This window comes from Pseudomonas sp. 09C 129, assembly GCF_002843625.1.
Classification (GTDB): Bacteria; Pseudomonadota; Gammaproteobacteria; order Pseudomonadales; family Pseudomonadaceae; genus Aquipseudomonas; species Aquipseudomonas chlororaphis.
In genome coordinates, this window is the sequence record NZ_CP025261.1 from 1698966 (window position 1) to 1716852 (window position 17887).

Annotated in this window: 15 protein-coding genes; 7 read left to right on the top strand and 8 right to left on the bottom strand. The window is 65.1% G+C overall.

What is annotated here, in order from left to right; all coding sequences use genetic code 11:
• Positions 1–22: 22 nt before the first annotated feature.
• Both purL and CXQ81_RS07785 read left to right on the top strand, forming a co-directional pair.
• On the top strand, positions 23–3919 hold the full coding sequence (gene purL, locus CXQ81_RS07780) for a phosphoribosylformylglycinamidine synthase (RefSeq protein ID WP_101336915.1): 3897 nt from the start codon (positions 23–25) through the stop codon (positions 3917–3919).
• Positions 3920–3924: 5 nt separating this feature from the next.
• A complete protein-coding gene (locus CXQ81_RS07785; RefSeq protein ID WP_101336916.1) occupies positions 3925–4236 on the top strand; it encodes a YqfO family protein in 312 nt (103 codons plus the stop codon).
• Between the two features lie 78 nt (positions 4237–4314).
• Here the strand turns inward: CXQ81_RS07785 and nagE are convergent, their stop codons facing one another.
• The 7 genes from nagE to CXQ81_RS07820 all read right to left on the bottom strand — a co-directional run bounded on the left by nagE (position 4315) and on the right by CXQ81_RS07820 (position 12896).
• A complete protein-coding gene (nagE, locus tag CXQ81_RS07790; protein WP_101336917.1) occupies positions 4315–6033 on the bottom strand; it encodes an N-acetylglucosamine-specific PTS transporter subunit IIBC in 1719 nt (572 codons plus the stop codon).
• A 26-nt stretch (positions 6034–6059) separates the two neighbouring features.
• A complete protein-coding gene (gene ptsP / locus CXQ81_RS07795; RefSeq protein WP_101336918.1) occupies positions 6060–8582 on the bottom strand; it encodes a phosphoenolpyruvate--protein phosphotransferase in 2523 nt (840 codons plus the stop codon).
• Positions 8583–8612: 30 nt separating this feature from the next.
• A complete protein-coding gene (locus CXQ81_RS07800; protein WP_101336919.1) occupies positions 8613–9635 on the bottom strand; it encodes an SIS domain-containing protein in 1023 nt (340 codons plus the stop codon).
• On the bottom strand, positions 9616–10722 hold the full coding sequence (nagA, locus tag CXQ81_RS07805; RefSeq protein ID WP_087091336.1) for an N-acetylglucosamine-6-phosphate deacetylase: 1107 nt from the start codon (positions 10720–10722) through the stop codon (positions 9616–9618). Before nagA ends, CXQ81_RS07800 begins: the two co-directional genes overlap by 20 nt.
• 44 nt (positions 10723–10766) lie before the next feature.
• Complete coding sequence (locus tag CXQ81_RS07810) at positions 10767–11498, bottom strand: GntR family transcriptional regulator (protein ID WP_009042314.1); 732 nt, start codon at positions 11496–11498, stop codon at positions 10767–10769.
• Between the two features lie 295 nt (positions 11499–11793).
• On the bottom strand, positions 11794–12297 hold the full coding sequence (locus tag CXQ81_RS07815) for a murein L,D-transpeptidase family protein (protein ID WP_007927719.1): 504 nt from the start codon (positions 12295–12297) through the stop codon (positions 11794–11796).
• Positions 12298–12344: 47 nt separating this feature from the next.
• On the bottom strand, positions 12345–12896 hold the full coding sequence (locus CXQ81_RS07820) for an NUDIX hydrolase (RefSeq protein ID WP_007927716.1): 552 nt from the start codon (positions 12894–12896) through the stop codon (positions 12345–12347).
• 147 nt (positions 12897–13043) lie between these two features.
• Between CXQ81_RS07820 and CXQ81_RS07825 the strand changes: the two genes are divergently transcribed.
• The 5 genes from CXQ81_RS07825 to purT all read left to right on the top strand — a co-directional run bounded on the left by CXQ81_RS07825 (position 13044) and on the right by purT (position 16282).
• The gene (locus tag CXQ81_RS07825) at positions 13044–13643 is read left to right on the top strand and encodes a CoA pyrophosphatase (RefSeq protein ID WP_007927715.1); all 600 of its coding nucleotides are present in this window, start codon (positions 13044–13046) and stop codon (positions 13641–13643) included.
• 66 nt (positions 13644–13709) lie between these two features.
• Positions 13710–14234 carry a gamma carbonic anhydrase family protein gene (locus tag CXQ81_RS07830; protein WP_007927713.1) on the top strand — a complete coding sequence of 175 codons (525 nt, stop codon included), beginning with the start codon at positions 13710–13712 and terminating at the stop codon, positions 14232–14234.
• Positions 14231–14443 carry a DUF1289 domain-containing protein gene (locus tag CXQ81_RS07835; protein ID WP_007927703.1) on the top strand — a complete coding sequence of 71 codons (213 nt, stop codon included), beginning with the start codon at positions 14231–14233 and terminating at the stop codon, positions 14441–14443. The genes CXQ81_RS07830 and CXQ81_RS07835 overlap by 4 nt, the downstream gene beginning before the upstream one ends.
• Before the next feature lie 86 nt (positions 14444–14529).
• Positions 14530–14997, top strand: coding sequence for a VUT family protein (locus CXQ81_RS07840; protein WP_053259746.1), 468 nt, complete (start codon positions 14530–14532; stop codon positions 14995–14997).
• A gap of 103 nt (positions 14998–15100) precedes the next feature.
• Positions 15101–16282 carry a formate-dependent phosphoribosylglycinamide formyltransferase gene (purT, locus tag CXQ81_RS07845; RefSeq protein WP_101336920.1) on the top strand — a complete coding sequence of 394 codons (1182 nt, stop codon included), beginning with the start codon at positions 15101–15103 and terminating at the stop codon, positions 16280–16282.
• A gap of 93 nt (positions 16283–16375) precedes the next feature.
• Here the strand turns inward: purT and CXQ81_RS07850 are convergent, their stop codons facing one another.
• Entirely contained in the window at positions 16376–17692 is a 1317-nt protein-coding gene (locus CXQ81_RS07850) for an MFS transporter (RefSeq protein WP_101336921.1), read from the bottom strand.
• Positions 17693–17887: the final 195 nt, after the last annotated feature.

A 17887-nucleotide genomic window follows, 5' to 3' on the forward strand; every position in this document is an offset into this window, starting at 1 on the left:
CCTTCCCGAGGCTGTCCCGAAGATGTTGATCCTGCGCGGCGCTCCTGCCCTTTCTGCCTTTCGCCACAGCAAACTCCTTGAGCAACTGAGCCAGAAGGTTCCAGCTGTCAGTGGCCTGTATGCTGAATTCGCTCACTTCGCCGAAGTTACCGGCGTCCTGACCGGCGACGAACAGCAGGTGCTTGCGCGCCTTCTGAAGTACGGCCCAAGCGTACCGGTGCAAGAACCTACCGGTCGTCTGTTCCTGGTGCTGCCGCGTTTCGGCACCATCTCGCCATGGTCGAGCAAGGCCAGCGATATCGCCCGCAACTGTGGCCTGAGTAAGATCCAGCGCCTGGAGCGCGGCATTGCCTTCTATGTGGCCGGTGAATTCAGCGACGCGCAAGCGCAGTTGATCGCCGACACTCTGCACGACCGCATGACCCAGATCGTGCTGGGCAACCTGGAGCAGGCTGCCGGCCTGTTCAGCCATGCCACGCCGAAGCCGCTGACCGCCATCGATATCCTCGGTGGTGGCCGCGCCGCGCTGGAACAGGCCAACACCGAACTGGGCCTGGCCCTGGCCGAAGACGAAATCGATTACCTGGTCAACGCCTTCCAGGGCCTCAAGCGCAACCCGCATGACATCGAACTGATGATGTTCGCCCAGGCCAACTCCGAGCACTGCCGTCACAAGATCTTCAACGCCAGTTGGGACATCGACGGCCAGAGCCAGGAAAAAAGCCTGTTCGGCATGATCAAGAACACCTATCAGATGCACAACGAAGGTGTGCTGTCGGCTTACAAGGACAACGCCTCGGTGATCGTCGGCAATGTCGCCGGCCGTTTCTTCCCGAACCCTGAAACCCGCCAGTACGGCGCGGTGCAGGAGCCGGTGCACATCCTGATGAAGGTCGAGACTCACAACCACCCGACCGCCATCGCCCCGTTCCCGGGCGCATCCACCGGTTCCGGTGGCGAGATCCGCGATGAAGGTGCAACCGGGCGTGGCGCCAAGCCAAAGGCCGGCCTGACCGGTTTCACCGTATCCAACCTGCAGATCCCGGGCTTCGAACAGCCGTGGGAAGTGCCGTACGGCAAGCCTGAGCGCATTGTCACCGCGCTGGACATCATGATCGAAGGCCCGCTGGGCGGCGCCGCGTTCAACAACGAATTCGGTCGTCCGGCCCTGACCGGCTACTTCCGTACCTTCGAACAGTCGATCGCCACCCCGCACGGTGATGAAGTGCGCGGTTACCACAAGCCGATCATGCTGGCCGGCGGCATGGGCAACATTCGCGAAGAGCACGTCAAGAAAGGCGAGATCGTCGTCGGCTCCAAGCTGATCGTCCTCGGTGGCCCGGCGATGCTCATCGGCCTGGGTGGCGGCGCCGCTTCCTCCATGGCCACCGGCACCAGCTCGGCGGATCTGGACTTCGCTTCCGTTCAGCGTGAAAACCCGGAAATGGAGCGTCGTTGCCAGGAAGTCATCGACCGTTGCTGGCAGCTGGGCGACAAGAACCCGATCAGCTTCATCCACGACGTCGGCGCGGGCGGTCTGTCCAACGCCTTCCCGGAACTGGTCAACGACGGCGACCGCGGTGGCCGTTTCGAACTGCGCAACATTCCAAACGACGAGCCGGGCATGGCCCCGCATGAAATCTGGAGCAACGAATCCCAGGAACGCTACGTTCTGGCCGTCGGCCCGGCCGACTTCGAGCGCTTCCAGGCCATCTGCGAACGTGAGCGTTGCCCGTTTGCCGTCGTCGGTGAAGCCACCGCCGAACCGCATCTGACGGTCACGGACAGCCACTTCGGCAACAGCCCGGTGGACATGCCACTGGAAGTGCTGCTGGGCAAGGCGCCGCGCATGCACCGTTCGGTGGTTCGTGAAGCCGAGCTGGGCGACGATTTCGCCCCGTCGAACCTCGACATCGGCGAAAGCATCGAGCGCGTCCTGCATCACCCGGCCGTCGCGAGCAAAAGCTTCTTGATCACCATCGGCGACCGCACCATCACCGGCCTGGTGGCCCGTGACCAAATGGTCGGCCCATGGCAGGTTCCGGTGGCCGACGTGGCCGTCACCGCCACCAGTTTCGACGTCTACACCGGTGAAGCCATGGCCATGGGCGAGCGTACTCCGCTGGCGCTGCTGGACGCCCCGGCGTCGGGCCGCATGGCCATCGGCGAAACCCTGACCAACATTGCCGCGTCGCGCATCAACAAGATCTCCGACATCAAGCTGTCGGCGAACTGGATGTCCGCCGCCGGCCACCCGGGCGAAGACGCACGGCTGTACGACACCGTGAAAGCGGTCGGCATGGAACTGTGCCCTGAGCTGGGCATCACCATTCCAGTGGGCAAGGACTCGATGTCCATGGCCACGCGCTGGAACGACAACGGCGAAGAAAAAACCGTGACCTCGCCGATGTCGCTGATCGTGACCGGTTTCGCGCCTGTGGCGGACATCCGCCAGACCCTGACCCCGCAACTGCGCATGGACAAGGGCACCACCGACCTGGTCCTGATCGACCTCGGTCGTGGCCAGAACCGCATGGGCGCCTCGATCCTCGCCCAGGTGCACGGCAAGCTCGGCAAGCAGGCCCCGGACGTCGATGACGCCGAAGACCTGAAAGCCTTCTTCGCGGTGATCCAGGGCCTCAACGCCGACGGTCACCTGCTGGCTTACCACGACCGTTCCGACGGTGGCCTGCTGACCAGCGTGGTGGAAATGGCCTTCGCCGGTCACTGCGGCCTGAACCTGAACCTCGACGCCCTGGCCGAGAGCTCGGCCGAGATCGCCGCCATCCTGTTCAACGAAGAACTGGGTGCGGTGATCCAGGTGCGCCAGGACGCGACCCCGGATGTGCTGGCGCAGTTCAGCGCCGCCGGCCTGGGCGACTGCGTGGCGGTGATCGGCCAGCCGGTCAACAACGGCCATATCAACATCACCTTCAACGGCGAGAATATCTTCGCCGGCGAGCGTCGCCTGTTGCAGCGCCAGTGGGCTGAAACCAGCTACCAGATCCAGCGCCTGCGGGACAACGCCGACTGTGCCGAGCAGGAATTCGACGTCCTGCTGGAAGAAGACAACCCGGGCCTGAGCGTCAAGCTGAGCTTCGACGTCAACCAGGACATCGCCGCGCCTTACATCAAGAAAGGCGTGCGTCCCCAGGTTGCCGTGCTGCGCGAGCAGGGCGTCAACGGCCAGGTGGAAATGGCCGCGGCGTTCGACCGTGCCGGCTTCAACGCGATCGACGTGCACATGAGCGACATCCTCGCCGGTCGCGTCGACCTGAACGACTTCAAGGGCATGGTCGCCTGCGGCGGCTTCTCCTACGGCGACGTACTCGGCGCCGGCGAGGGCTGGGCCAAGTCGGCACTGTTCAACAGCCGTGCCCGCGACGCCTTCCAGGGCTTCTTCGAGCGCAGCGACACCTTCACCCTCGGCGTGTGCAACGGTTGCCAGATGATGTCCAACCTGCACGAGCTGATCCCGGGCAGCGAGTTCTGGCCGCACTTCGTGCGCAACCGGTCCGAGCAGTTCGAGGCCCGTGTGGCGATGGTCCAGGTCCAGGAGTCGAACTCGATCTTCCTGCAGGGCATGGCCGGTTCGCGTATGCCGATCGCCATCGCCCACGGCGAAGGCCATGCGGAATTCGAAAGCGCAGAAGCGCTGCTTGAAGCCGACCTGTCCGGTTGCGTGGCCCTGCGTTTCGTCGACAACCACGGCAAGGTCACCGAAAGCTACCCGGCCAACCCGAACGGCTCGCCGCGCGGGATTACCGGCCTGACCAGCCGCGACGGCCGCGTCACCATCATGATGCCGCACCCTGAGCGGGTATTCCGTGCCGTGCAGAACTCCTGGCGTCCGGAAGAGTGGAACGAAGATGCGGCGTGGATGCGCATGTTCCGTAACGCTCGCGTGTGGGTGAACTAAGGCCCGTGTACAAGCTCAGCTTTTTCGTCCCGCCCAGCCACGTGGATGTGGTCAAGAACGCCGTATTCGCCGCCGGTGGCGGACGGATCGGCGCTTACGACCAGTGCGCGTGGCAGGTGCTGGGCCAGGGCCAGTTTCGCCCGTTGGACGGTAGCCAGCCGTTTCTCGGGCAGACCGGCCTGGTCGAGCAGGTGCAGGAATGGAAAGTCGAGCTGGTGGTGGCCGACGAGTTGATCCATAGCGTGGTGATGGCCCTCAAGCAGAGCCATCCCTACGAGACACCGGCTTATGAAGTCTGGCGTCTGGAAGACTTCTAAGGTCCCGCCCATGAAAAAGCCCGCTGAACCGGTAACGGTCAGCGGGCTTTTTTGTGCCTGCTCTCCGGCAGGAGAGGGTCAGACCTTGGCGCTGACCTCGCTGCGGTTGATCAGGCTATCCAGGGCTTGGCTCAGGCTCGCGGCCTTTTCCCCGATCAGCAGGTGCCAGACACCATCGTCGAGCTGGCTGGAACCCTGGCAGCCGAGGTTCTTCAGCTGGCATTCCGACAGCGCCTTGTTGTCGCCCAGTTGCACCCGCAGGCGGGTCATGGCCACGCAGTCCAGTTGCAGCACATTGTCGCTGCCACCGAAGGCGTCCAGCCATTTCACGGCTTCCTGGGGCGCAATGCTCACCGCTGGCGGTGCTTCGAAGGCGGCGGCAGGGCCAGGCTGTTCCAGTGGCTTGCCGCCGCTGGGCATGGCCAGGCGGATTTCATCGGCGATGCTGTCGGCCAGCGGGCCGACCACCACCTGCAGGCTGCCGCCCTTGCCGGGACGCACCACGGCCATGGCGCCAAGGGCCTTGAGGTCGCTGTCCGATGCTTTGCTGCGGTCGGCCAGTTCCAGGCGCAGGCGGGTGGTGCAGGCGCCGACGGTTATCAGGTTGTCCGCTCCGCCCAGGGCCTGGATATAGGCACCGGCGCGCTGATTGTTGGTCATGGCGGCTTTTTCGCTGCCCGGGGTGTCTTCGCGGCCCGGGGTTTTCAGGTTGAAGCGTTTGATGCAGAAGTCGAACACCAGGTAGTAGATCACCGCGTACAGCAGGCCCACCGGGAACACCAGCCAGCCGTTGGTGGAGCGGCCCCAGCCAAGGGCCATGTCGATGGCGCCGCCGGAAAAGGTGAAGCCCAGGTGGATGTTCAGCAGGTTGGTCAGGGCCATGGACAGGCCGGTCAGCAGGGCATGCACCAGGTACAGCATGGGGGCGAGGAACATGAAGGCGAATTCGATCGGCTCGGTGACCCCGGTGAGGAACGAGGTCAGGGCCATCGACAGGAAAATCCCGCCCATCACCTTGCGCCGCTCCGGCAGCGCATTGCGGTACATGGCCAGGCACGCCGCCGGCAGGCCGAACAGCATCATCGGGAACATGCCGGTCATGAACTGGCCACCCTTGGGGTCGCCGGCGAAGTAGCGAGTCAGGTCGCCGGTGACCACGGCGCCGGTGGCCGGGTCGGTGAAACTGCCGAAAATGAACCAGGCCATGTTGTTCAGGATGTGGTGCAGGCCGGTGATGATCAGCAGGCGGTTGAACACGCCGAAAACGAAGGCGCCGAGGCTGCCGCTTTCCATCAGCAACTGGCCGAAGCTGTTGATGCCGTGCTGGATCGGCGGCCAGATCAGGCCGAACACCACCCCCAGGCCGACGGCGCTGAAACCGGTGACGATCGGCACGAAGCGCCGCCCGCCGAAGAACGCCAGGTATTCCGGCAGCTTGATGTCCTTGAAGCGGTTGTACAGGGCACCGGCCAGCAGGCCGCTGATGATCCCGGCGAGCATGCCCATGTTGATGCTGGCATCGAGCACCTTGAGGGTCGCCACCATCACCAGGTAGCCGATGGCCCCGGCCAGGCCGGCGGTGCCGTTGTTGTCCTTGGCGAAGCCCACGGCGATGCCGATGGCGAAGATCAGCGCCAGGTTGGCGAAGATGGTCTGGCCGGCATCGTGGATGATCGCGATGTTCAGCAGGTCGGTGTCGCCCAGGCGCAGCAGCAGGCCGGCGATCGGCAGGATCGCGATCGGCAGCATCAGGGCGCGGCCCAGGCGCTGCAGGCCTTCGATGAATAATTGGTACATGGCGTGTCTCCCGGTGTTCTTGTTATTCAGCTCAGGGGCCAGTGTTGGTGGCAGGCATGACGCACCGCCGAGGCACTGCTCAGGTTCAGCAGCTCATGGCTGAGGCGTCGGCATTGCGCAGCGTCCAGTTGGCGGACCCGCTCCTTGATTTCGCCCACTTGCGGTGGGCTCACCGACAGCTCGCTGACCCCCAGGCCGATCAGCACCGGCGTCGCCAGCGGGTCGGAGGCCAGTGCACCGCACACGCCGACCCAGCGCCCATGCCTGGCCGCGCCGGTGCAGGTCTGGGCGATCAGCCGCAGCAGCGCCGGGTGCAACGCATCGACCCGCGCGGCCAGGCCGGCATGGTCACGGTCCATGGCCAGGGTGTATTGCGACAGATCGTTGGTGCCGATGGAGAGGAAGTCGGCGTATTCGGCCAGTTGCTCGGCGAGCAGGGCGGCGGCCGGGACTTCGATCATCACCCCCAGCTCCGGGCGCTGGCTGATCCCCAGCTCGGCGCACAGGCAATCGATGCGTTCGCGGATATGCAGCAGTTCGTCGAGCTCGCTGACCATCGGCAGCAGGATGCGGCAGCGTTGCAGCGGGTTGACCTGCAGCAGGGCCCGCAGTTGCTGGTCGAGCAGTTCCGGGCGGGCCTGGGCCAGGCGAATGCCGCGCAGGCCCAGCACCGGGTTGGCTTCCACCGGCAGCGGCAGGTAGTCCAGTTGCTTGTCGCCGCCCACGTCTATGGTACGGATGATCACCGACTTGTCGCCCATGGCGTCGAGCACGGCCTGATAAGCCAGACGCTGCTCCTGTTCGTCGGGGGCGGTATGCCGGTCGACAAACAGAAACTCGGTACGCAGCAGGCCGACGCCATCGGCACCGTTGGCATGGGCGTCCTGGGCTTCCTGGCTGGAGGCGACATTGGCGGCGACCTCGATCGCCTGGCCGTCGAGGGTCCTGGCCGGCAGCTGGGCCTGTTGCTGTTGTTGCTCGCGCCGCTGCTGGCGGAGCAGATGGCTCTGCCGGACCTGTTCGATACGCGCGCTGTCCGGCGTCAGTTCCAGGCGACCGTGGTCGGCATTCAGCACCACTTGCTGGCCTTGCGGCACATCGAGCAGCTCCGAGCCCAGGGCCACCAGGCAGGGCAGGCCCTTGCCGCGTGCCAGGATCGCCACGTGGGAGGTGGCGCCGCCGGCCGCCATGCACAGGCCGGCAGCGCCTTGCTCGCTCAGTTGCAGCAGATCGGACGGGGTCAGCTCGTGGGCCGCGACTATGGCGCCGGCCGGCAACTGGTAATGCCAGGCCTCGCCGAGCAGGGCGCGCAGGACCCGCTGTTGCAGGTCGCGCAGGTCGTTGGCGCGTTCGGCGAGCAGGGCATTGCCCAGTTGCAGCAGGATCTCGCACTGTTCGCCGATGGCGTCGCTCCAGGCGTGGGTGGCGGCGCGTCCCTGGCCGATGCTCTGGCGGGCGGCGTCCAGCAGCGCCGGGTCTTCGAGCAGGGCCAGATGGGCGGCGAAGATCGCTTCTTCCTGATTGTCCTTGCGCTGCCGGGCATGGTCGAGGGTGCCGCGGATGTCGCTACGAACCTTGTCTAGGGCCAGGTCCAGCGCCTGCAGTTGTTCCTGGGGCGGGTGATCGCCGCTGTCTTTGGGCAGGGTCATGGCGGTCAGGTGAAACAGCGGCCCGCAGACCAGCCCGGGGGCGGCGCAGACCCCCTGGATCACCCCGGCTTCGGCGGGGTGCTGGGGCGCGACGGCCTTCACCGCTGGCGCCGCGGCATGGCCGTCTTCGGCCAGCGGGGTGGCGAGGGCGTCCAGCAGCGCCAGCAGGGCGGCCTTGCAGTCCTTGCCCTGGCAACTGACCCGCACCTCGTCCTGCTCGCCGACCCCCAGCCCCATCAGGCTGACCAGGCTGTCGCAGGACGCCGACTTGCCGTTGAAATGCAGGTGCGCCTTGCTGCTGAAGCCCTGGGCGGTCTGGCGGATCAGCGCGGCCGGCCGGGCATGCAGGCCGCCGCGATGATTGACCCGGGTCTGGCCTTCCACCTCGTCGGTCGAGGAGTCACCCGCTTCCGCCTGGGCCGTATTGGCCGCGCGCGGCACGATGTGCAGCAGCGGTTCGCCGACTTTCACCGATTTCAGGGTGATGGGCAGGGTCTGGAAGTGTTCGCCGTTGGTCAGGATCATCAGGCTGATCAGGCTTTTGCTGTTGCGTGCGACCTGGTCGAGATCGAAGCGCAGCAGGGCCTGGCCGCTGCTGACCCGGGCGCCTTCCTGCACCAGCATGGAGAAACCCTCGCCTTGCAGCTGGACCGTGTCCAGTCCCAGGTGCAGCAGTAGTTCCGCGCCATTGTCGGCGCGCAGGGTCACCGCGTGGCCGGTGCGGGCGGCATGCACCACCACGCCGGCGCAGGGGGCGTGCAGGGTGTTGTTCAGCGGGTCGATGGCGATCCCGTCGCCCATGGCGCCGCTGGAAAACACCAGGTCGGGCACCCTGGCGAGGGTGAGCACCGGGCCGCTCAAGGGAGCGCCGAGCGTCAGGTCTTTATTGTTGTTGTGCATGGCGCAGTACTCATCCGTTGAAGGAAAGGCTCAGTGGGTGCGGGTCACTTTGCTCAGGTGCCGTGGCTGGTCCGGGTCCATGCCCCGGGCCTCGGCAAGGCTTGCGGCCATGCCGTAGAAACTCTGGATCGCCAGGATCGGATCGAGGGCCGGGTGTTCGGCCCGGCCCAGGGTCAGGTCGCGTTCGACGATGTCGTCCGGCGCCGCCAGCAGCACCCGGGCGCCACGCTGGCGCATGTCGGCGGCAAGGCTGATCAGGCCGGCCTGCTCCGCTCCCCGTGGGGCGAACACCAGCAGCGGGTAGTTGTCGCCGATCAGCGCCATCGGGCCGTGGCGAACTTCCGCGCTGCTGAAGGCTTCGGCCTGGATCGCCGAGGTTTCCTTGAGTTTCAGCGCCGCTTCCTGGGCGATGGCGAAACCGGCGCCACGGCCGATCACCATCAACCGTTGGCTATCGCGCAAGGCCTCGACGGCCGGGCTCCAGTTCTGGGTCGCGGCTTCGCGCAGCCCCTGGGGCAGGGCGAGGCCGGCTTCCAGCAACTGCGCGTCCAGTTTCCAGTGGGCGATCAGGCGGGCGCTGGCGCTGAGGGTGGCGATAAAGCTCTTGGTTGCCGCCACGCTGCGTTCGGCGCCGGCGTGCAGCGGCAGGCAGAACTCGCTGGCGGCTTCCAGCGGGGTGTCCTGGGCGTTGACCATGGCCACGCTCAAGGCCCCGCGTTTGCGCAGCAGGCGCATGCTGTTGACCAGGTCGGGGCTCTGCCCGGACTGGGAAAAGGCGAATGCCGCCTGGCCGCTGACCCGCAGCGGCGCCTGTTGCATGGTCACCACCGACATCGGCAGGGACGCGACCGGGAAGCCCAGCTGCTGCATGGTCAGGTAGGCGAAGTAGCTGGCGGCATGGTCGGAGCTGCCGCGGGCGACGGTCATCACCACTTGCGGCGGCTGGCGGTTCAGGCGCCCGGCCACCTCGATCAGTTGCGGGTCCAGGTGCTGCAACTGGCCTTCGACGGCCGCGGCGGCGGACAGCGCCTCTTCAAGCATTTTTGAAGTCAATGTCTTCTCCTTCGACCATCACGGCGGTCAGTGTGAGTGAGCGGTCCAGGCACACGCAGTCGGCCCAGCTGCCGACCTGCAAGCGCCCGCGTTCGGCCAGGCCGAGATAATCGGCGGGAAACTGTGACAAGCGTTGCGAAGCCTCGGCCAGGGGCAGGCCGATCTTCACCAGGTTGCGCAAGGCCTGGTCCATGGTCAGGGTGCTGCCGGCCAGGGTGCCGTCCGGCAGACGCACGCCGCCCAGGCATTTGGTCACGGTGTGGCTGCCGAGCTTGTATTCGCCGTCCGGCATGCCGGCTGCCGCGGTGGAGTCGGTGACGCAGTACAGGCAGGGGATCGAGCGCAAGGCCACGCGCATGGCGCCGGGGTGCACGTGCAGCAGGTCGGGGATCAGTTCCGCGTACTGGGCGTGGGCCAGGGCGGCGCCGACTATGCCCGGCTCGCGGTGATGCAGCGGGCTCATGGCGTTGTACAGGTGGGTGAAGCTGGTGGCCCCGGCGTCGAGTGCGGCCACGCCTTCCTCATAGCTGCCCAGGGTGTGGCCGATCTGCATGCGGATACCGCGGGCGCTGAGGGCGCGGATCAACGCGTCATGGCCGGCGATTTCCGGGGCGATGGTGATCACCCGGATCGGCGCCAGGCGCAGGTACGCCTCGACTTCGGCCATCAGTGCGGTGTGGGCGAAATTGGGCTGGGCACCGAGCTTGCCCGGGTTGATGTACGGGCCCTCCAGATGCACACCGAGTACCCGGGCGCTGCCGCTGGGGCGCTGTTCGCAGTATTCGCCCATGGCGCCCAGGACCCGGGTGATCTCCTCGGTCGGTGCGGTCATGGTGGTGGCCAGCAGCGAGGTGGTGCCAAAACGCACGTGGGTGCGGGTGATGGTCTCGAACGCCGGGGCGCCTTCCATGATGTCCTTGCCTCCGCCGCCGTGCACATGCAGGTCGATGAAGCCCGGCAGCAGGTAGGGCAGGTCGTTGTCCGCCGGGTCGCAGGGGCTGCCTTCGATGCCGGTGACCTTGCCGTCCCGGTGGTTCAGGCGGCCGCGAATCCAGCCTTGTGGGGTGAGGATGTTGTGTTCGGACATGGGCAGCTCTCTGGGACGGATTCTTGGCGACTCGGCGGCCAGGCTCAGCGACGCAGCTCGGCGACGAAGTCGTAGTAGTCGTTGCGGCAATAGGTGTCGGTGACTTCGATCGGGGTGTTGTCCTCGAGGTAGCCGACACGGGTCATCAGCAGCATCGCGGTGCCGGGGGCGATGCCCACCAGGGCGGCGAACTCGGCGCTGGCGTTGATCGCCTGGATGTGCTGCAGGGCACGGACCACCGGGCGGCCGATGCCATCGAGGTAGGCGTAGAGCGAGTCGCCCACGGCATCCGGCTGGGCAATGATCGTGGCCGGCAGGGTGCTCATTTCGATCGCCATCACCGTGTCGTCGGCTTTGCGCAGGCGCTTGAGGCGCGCCACCTTGTCGTTCGGCGACAGGCCGAGGCGGATCAGTTCTTCGTGGGTCGGCGTGGTGATTTCCCGCTCCAGCCATTGGGAACCGGGCACGAAGCCCTTGAGGCGGAGCATTTCGCTGAAGCCCGACAGCCGCGACAGCGGTTGTTCCAGGCGCGGGGTAATGAAGGTGCCGGAGCCCTGGCTGCGGCGGATCAGGCCTTGTTCGAACAGCACTTCCAGGGCCTTGCGCGCGGTGACGCGGGAGATATTGAGCATCTCGCTCAGGTTGCGTTCCGAGGGCAGGGCCTGTTCGGCTTTCCACTGTCCGGCATGGATCGCGGCTTCAAGGTTGCGCGCCAGTTGCAGGTACAGCGGGGTCGGCTGGGTATCGTCAGGGCGCAGGGCCAGGATGTGGTTCATCTGTCGAGATTCCGATGCGTTATTGGTTTGTTGTCGCCCGGTAATGTGGCAAAAACTAATACCACTTAAATACCATGTCAACGCCAGTAGTGTGACGATGACGCACGAAAACAGGCGCTTTATGGGCGTTGGCGGGGATGGTTTGGGAAAGTGGTATTAGGGCGGTCTGGCCGTGAATGCGAAAATCGCAGGGGCGGCGGTTTTTCGAACGGGAATTGGTATTCACCTTTCGAAGCCGGCGCGGCCTGCGATTTTTTTTGTAACGGAGGTGTTTTAGCGGCGTTTCAGCGAGGAATCAGGGGCGGATTTCGATCATCGTGCCGTCCGGGACCAGGCCCCAGACTTCGCGCATGTCGACGTTGCGCATGGCGATGCAGCCGTCGGTCCAGTCCAGGGTATGGAAGTACTGCTCGGGGTAGTCTTCGCTGTCCGGGGTACCGTGGATCATGATCATGCCGCCGGGCTCCACGCCCTCGCGGCGCGAGCGGGCGGAATCGCTGATGTTCGGGTAGGAGATATGCATGGCCAGGTTGAAGCGGTCGCTGGTCTTGCGCCAGTCCAGCCAGTAGAAGCCTTCCGGAGTGCGCTTGTCGCCTTCCATGAGCTTTGGCCCCTTGGGTCGTTTACCCAGGGAAATGCGGTAGGTCTTGATGGGTTTGCCGTCGTTGATCAGTTGCAACTGATGGGCCGACTTGAGGACCAGGACTTTCTCGATGACCTTGCCGTTCAGGGTATCCGTCGCGGAGGCGTGGGAGACCGCGATAACCGAGTAGCAGAAAAGAGCGAGCAACCAGCGCATGAAACGATATCCCTAAGAGTACACAGGTGCCGCGTACGTTTTGTTGTTTAAGTGAGGGCAGGCTGAGCCAGGGGCGGAATGGACTCGGAACGCACGGGGTAGTCCTCGTTCCGCCGGTCAGCGAAGAAACATTCTAAGGTACGCCCGACCGTGCGAAAAGCCAGCTCGGACCAGGGAATGTCGGCTTCTTCGAAAAGCCGAACTTCCAGGCTCTCTGCGCCAGCGGCGAAATCCAGGTCCGCCAGCTCGGCGCGGAAGAAGACATGCACCTGGCTGATGTGCGGGACGTCGATCAGGGTATAGATGCTCAGGTTGCGGACCCGGGCGCAGGCCTCCTCGAACGTCTCGCGAATCGCCGCCTGTTCGACGGTCTCGCCGTTCTCCATGAAACCGGCCGGCAGCGTCCAGTAGCCACGACGCGGCTCGATCGCGCGTCGGCACAGCAGCACCTGGGTACCCCAGGTAGGCAGGCAGCCGGCGACTATGTTCGGGTTCTGGTAATGGATGGTCTGGCAGTTGTCGCAGACAAAACGCAGGCGTGAATCGCCTTCGGGAATGCGCTGGGTGACCGGGTGACCGCACTGGCTGCAGAATTTCATGCTGGGTATCCGAAAAGGCTGCGCCTATCTTGGCGTGCACGGGGCTTTGTCGGCAAGTTGTCGTTACGCGACATGGCGTGGATCGGGGCTTGGGCGGTCGGTTTGTTTGGTGCATGATGCAAGGTAGTCGACAGATCGAGAAGACTCATGCTGGACGAGCTACTGCACCGGGTAAGCAACCATACGCCGCGACCGCTGGAGACGGATCGACGTTTCCCCGAGGCCGCCGTACTGGTGCCCATTACCCGCAGTGACGAGCCCGAGCTGGTGCTGACCCTGCGCGCCAAAGGATTGTCCACCCACGGCGGCGAAGTGGCCTTCCCCGGCGGCCGCCGCGACCCGGAAGACCCCGACCTGGTTTTTACCGCCCTGCGCGAAGCCGAAGAGGAAATCGGCCTGCCCCCGGGGCTGGTGGAAGTGATCGGCCCCCTGAGCCCGCTGATTTCCCTGCACGGGATCAAGGTCACGCCCTATGTCGGGGTGATTCCCGATTACGTCGAATACCTGGCCAATGACGCCGAGATCGCCGCGGTGTTCAGCGTGCCGCTGGAGTTTTTCCGCCAGGACCCGCGCGAGCACACCCACCGCATCGATTATCAGGGCCGCAGCTGGTACGTGCCGAGCTACCGCTTCGGCGAGTACAAGATCTGGGGCCTGACGGCGATCATGATCGTCGAGCTGATCAACCTGCTGTATGACGCCCAGATCAGCCTGCACCAGCCGCCCAAAAGCTTTATCAATATTTGAAGCCATCGCTCGTATGGCCTGAACCCCACTGTGTATATGAACCTGCCTGGCCTTGAGGACAACAATATGAAATACCGCCTGGGCGACGCCCGTGTCGAAACCCACCCGCAAAGCTGGGTCGCACCCAATGCCACGCTGGTGGGCAAGGTCAAGCTGGAGGAGGGGGCCAACGTCTGGTTCAACGCGGTGCTGCGTGGCGACAACGAGCTGATCCTGATCGGCAGGAACAGCAACGTGCAGGATGGCACGGTGATGCATACCGACATGGGCTTTCCGCTGACCATCGGCACCGGCGTGACCATTGGCCACAACGCCATGCTGCATGGCTGCACCGTCGGCGACTACAGCCTGATCGGCATCAATGCGGTGATTCTCAACGGCGCGAAGATCGGCAAGAACTGCATCATCGGCGCCAACTCGCTGATCGGCGAAGGCAAGGAGATCCCCGACGGTTCGCTGGTGATGGGCTCGCCGGGCAAGGTGGTCCGTGAACTGACCGAGCAGCAGAAGAAGATGCTCGAAGCCAGCGCCGCGCACTATGTGCATAATTCCCAGCGTTACGCCCGCGATCTGGCCGAGCAAGAACAATGACCGAACCCGAAAAACCCGTCCGTTCGCCCTGCGTGAGCATTTGCGCGCTGGACGATGACGATATCTGCACCGGTTGCCAGCGCACGGTGAGCGAGATCACCCGCTGGAGCCGCATGGACAACGCCGAGCGCCGTGAGGTGCTGGCGCTGTGTCATGAGCGCGCCAAGTCCAGCGGGGTGCTGTGGATGATCGGCACCCAGTCCGGCTAGACGGCTATCTCGGGCCAGCTCCCGTCTGGCCCATCCCACCCGCCTGAAGTACCCTGTGCGCCTTACTGACAGGTACTTTTCGCCCCATGCTCTTCCTGATCGCCTATATCGGCAGTGTCGTACTGATCAACTACGCTTTTTCTACCGCTCCGCACCTGGACATCATCTGGTCGGCCTGGGGCGGGCTGGTGTTCGTCCTGCGGGACATGGTGCAGACCCGCTTCGGCCATGGCGCGCTCGTCGCCATGCTGGTGGCGCTGGTGCTGTCCTACGTGACCTCCGACCCGGCCATCGCCCTGGCCAGCGCCACGGCGTTCGCGGTCTCCGAGTGCATCGACTGGCTGGTGTTCAGCATCACCAAGCGCCCACTGCACGACCGCCTGTGGATAAGTTCGGCGTTGAGCATTCCCCTGGACACCTTTATCTTTTTCGGACTGATCGACGCCTTGACCCCGGGCGTGATCCTCACGGCGCTGGGGTCGAAGTTCGCCGGCGTGACCGTGGTCTGGCTGGCCATGGCCTGGCGTTTGCGCAAGGCGGCGTGCGCCAGCTGAGGCCAAAGCCCGCGGTTCATGTAAAATGCCGCGCTTTCTTCCCCATGGGCCGCCCGCCTGGTGCGCGACCCTCGATGATCCGCTCCTTTTTGAGGACTTTCAGATGACCCGTATCGGAACTCCATTGTCGCCAACCGCGACCCGCGTTTTGCTGTGTGGCTGTGGTGAGTTGGGCAAGGAAGTGGTGATCGAGCTGCAACGCCTGGGCGTTGAGGTGATTGCCGTGGATCGCTACGCCAATGCGCCGGCGATGCAGGTTGCCCATCGCAGCCATGTGATCAACATGCTCGACGGCGCTGCGCTGCGTGCAGTGATCGAGGCGGAGAAGCCGCACTTCATCGTGCCGGAGATCGAAGCCATCGCCACCGCCACCCTGGTGGAGCTGGAGTCCGAAGGGTTCACCGTGATCCCGACCGCCCGGGCCGCCCAGTTGACCATGAACCGTGAAGGCATCCGTCGCCTGGCCGCCGAAGAACTGGACCTGCCGACCTCGCCTTACCACTTCGCCGATACCTTCGAAGACTACCGCAAGGCGGTGGACGACCTGGGCTTCCCCTGCGTGGTCAAGCCGGTGATGAGTTCCTCGGGCAAGGGCCAGAGCCTGCTGCGCAGCGTCGACGACGTGCAGAAGGCCTGGGACTACGCCCAGGAAGGCGGGCGTGCCGGCAAGGGCCGGGTGATCATCGAAGGTTTCATCGATTTCGATTACGAAATCACTCTGCTGACCGTGCGCCACGTTGGCGGCACCACCTTCTGCGCGCCGGTCGGCCACCGTCAGGAGAAGGGCGATTATCAGGAGTCCTGGCAGCCTCAGGCCATGAGCCCGAAAGCCCTGGCCGAGTCCGAGCGTGTGGCCAGGGCCGTGACCGAGGCCCTGGGTGGCCGTGGCCTGTTCGGCGTCGAGCTGTTCGTCAAGGGCGACCAGGTCTGGTTCAGCGAAGTGTCGCCGCGTCCCCATGACACCGGCCTGGTGACCCTGATTTCCCAGGACCTGTCGCAGTTCGCCCTGCATGCGCGGGCGATTCTCGGCCTGCCGATCCCGTTGATCCGTCAGTTCGGCCCGTCGGCTTCGGCGGTGATCCTGGTGGAAGGCCAGTCGACCCAGACCGCTTTCGCCAACCTGGGCGCGGCCCTGAGCGAGCCGGATACGGCCCTGCGCCTGTTCGGCAAGCCCGAAGTCAACGGCCAGCGCCGCATGGGCGTGGCCCTGGCGCGCGACGAGTCGATCGAGGCCGCGCGGGCCAAGGCGACTCGCGCTTCCCAGGCGGTCGTTGTCGAGCTGTAAAAAACATCGCGGGCAAGTCGGATCGCCGCCCGCTCGCTCCTACAAGGGTTGCGCTGAACCTGTAGGAGCGAGCTTGCTCGCGAAGCACTCTTTTCAGGCGACCTGGTTCAGGTCGTTATTGCGCGTTTCCTTCAGGCACAGCACAGCGATCAGGCTGAGTACCGCTGCCGCCGACACATAGCCGCCAACCCAACTCAATCCCCCCATCGCCACCAGCTTCTGGGCGAAGAACGGTGCCGCCGAGGCGCCGACAATGCCGCCCAGGTTATAGGCCGCCGATGCGCCGGTATAACGCACGTGGGTCGGGAACAGCTCGGGCAGCAGGGCGCCCATCGGAGCGAAGGTCACGCCCATCAGGAACAGCTCGATGCACAGGAACAGCGCCACGCCCCAGGTCGAGCCCTGGGTCAGCAGCGGTTCCATGGTGAAGCCGGAGAGAATCGCCAGCAGGCCGCCGATGATCAGCACCGGCTTGCGTCCATAGCGGTCGCTGGCCCAGGCCGACAGCGGCGTGGCCGCGGCCATGAACAGCACCGCGAAGCACAGCAGGCCGAGGAAGGTTTCGCGGCTGTAGCCGAGGGTCGCGACGCCGTAGCTCAACGAGAACACCGTCGAGATGTAAAACAGCGCGTAGCACACCACCATCGCCGCAGCGCCCAGCAACACCGGCAGCCAGTACTGGCTGAACAGCTCGACCAGCGGCATCTTGACCCGCTCCTGGCGGGCGATGGCGTTGGCGAATACCGGGGTTTCATGCAGTTTCAGGCGCACATACAGGCCGACCAGCACCAGGGCGGCGCTGAGCAGGAACGGAATCCGCCAGCCCCAGGAGCGGAACTGTTCGTCGCTCAGGCTCATGGCCAGGGTCAGGAACAGGCCGTTGGCCGCCAGAAAACCGATCGACGGTCCCAGCTGCGGGAACATGCCGAACCAGGCGCGTTTGCCTTTGGGCGCATTTTCCGTGGCGAGCAGCGCTGCGCCGCCCCATTCGCCGCCCAGCCCCAGGCCCTGGCCGAAGCGCAGCAGGCACAGCAGGATCGGCGCCCAGGCGCCAATGCTGTCATAGCCGGGCAGCACGCCGATCAGCGTGGTACACACGCCCATCAGCAGCAGCGATGCCACCAGGGTCGACTTACGGCCGATCCGGTCGCCGAAGTGGCCGAACAGCGCCGAGCCCAGGGGGCGGGCGAGAAAAGCGATGCCGAAGGTCAGGAACGCCGAGAGCATCTGGGCGGTGCCGGACGTCTGCGGAAAGAATACCGGGCCGATCACCAGCGCGGCGGCAGTGGCGTACACGTAGAAGTCGTAGAACTCGATGGCGGTGCCGATAAAGCTGGCGGTGGCCACGCGGCTGGCGGAGTTGGTCGGCTGGGCAGGCACGGAGGCGCTGTAAGTGGTGCTGGTCGTCATGCGGTTATCCCTGACAGTCATGTGCTCCATGGGAGCGAATTATTATGGTCGAACACCCAGGGATGTGGGTTTGGCGCGGGCGCGGCTCGGGGTGGGAGCGAGGCCTGCCAGAAGCGGGCGGAGCAGGGCAGAAGCCGCTGGGTGCGGGTAGCACGCGGGTGCTGCGGGGCTTGGGTAAGCGGATCGATTATAGGA

Coding starts and splice junctions, on each gene's coding strand:
- nagA (WP_087091336.1), bottom strand. CDS start 10,722: ATGTCCGAACACAACATCCTCACCCCACAAGGCTGGATTCGCGGCCGC.
- CXQ81_RS07815 (WP_007927719.1), bottom strand. CDS start 12,297: ATGCGCTGGTTGCTCGCTCTTTTCTGCTACTCGGTTATCGCGGTCTCC.
- CXQ81_RS07850 (WP_101336921.1), bottom strand. CDS start 17,692: ATGACGACCAGCACCACTTACAGCGCCTCCGTGCCTGCCCAGCCGACC.
- ptsP (WP_101336918.1), bottom strand. CDS start 8,582: ATGCACAACAACAATAAAGACCTGACGCTCGGCGCTCCCTTGAGCGGC.
- CXQ81_RS07835 (WP_007927703.1), top strand. CDS start 14,231: ATGACCGAACCCGAAAAACCCGTCCGTTCGCCCTGCGTGAGCATTTGC.
- purL (WP_101336915.1), top strand. CDS start 23: ATGTTGATCCTGCGCGGCGCTCCTGCCCTTTCTGCCTTTCGCCACAGC.
- CXQ81_RS07820 (WP_007927716.1), bottom strand. CDS start 12,896: ATGAAATTCTGCAGCCAGTGCGGTCACCCGGTCACCCAGCGCATTCCC.
- CXQ81_RS07840 (WP_053259746.1), top strand. CDS start 14,530: ATGCTCTTCCTGATCGCCTATATCGGCAGTGTCGTACTGATCAACTAC.
- purT (WP_101336920.1), top strand. CDS start 15,101: ATGACCCGTATCGGAACTCCATTGTCGCCAACCGCGACCCGCGTTTTG.
- CXQ81_RS07825 (WP_007927715.1), top strand. CDS start 13,044: ATGCTGGACGAGCTACTGCACCGGGTAAGCAACCATACGCCGCGACCG.
- CXQ81_RS07830 (WP_007927713.1), top strand. CDS start 13,710: ATGAAATACCGCCTGGGCGACGCCCGTGTCGAAACCCACCCGCAAAGC.
- CXQ81_RS07810 (WP_009042314.1), bottom strand. CDS start 11,498: ATGAACCACATCCTGGCCCTGCGCCCTGACGATACCCAGCCGACCCCG.
- nagE (WP_101336917.1), bottom strand. CDS start 6,033: ATGTACCAATTATTCATCGAAGGCCTGCAGCGCCTGGGCCGCGCCCTG.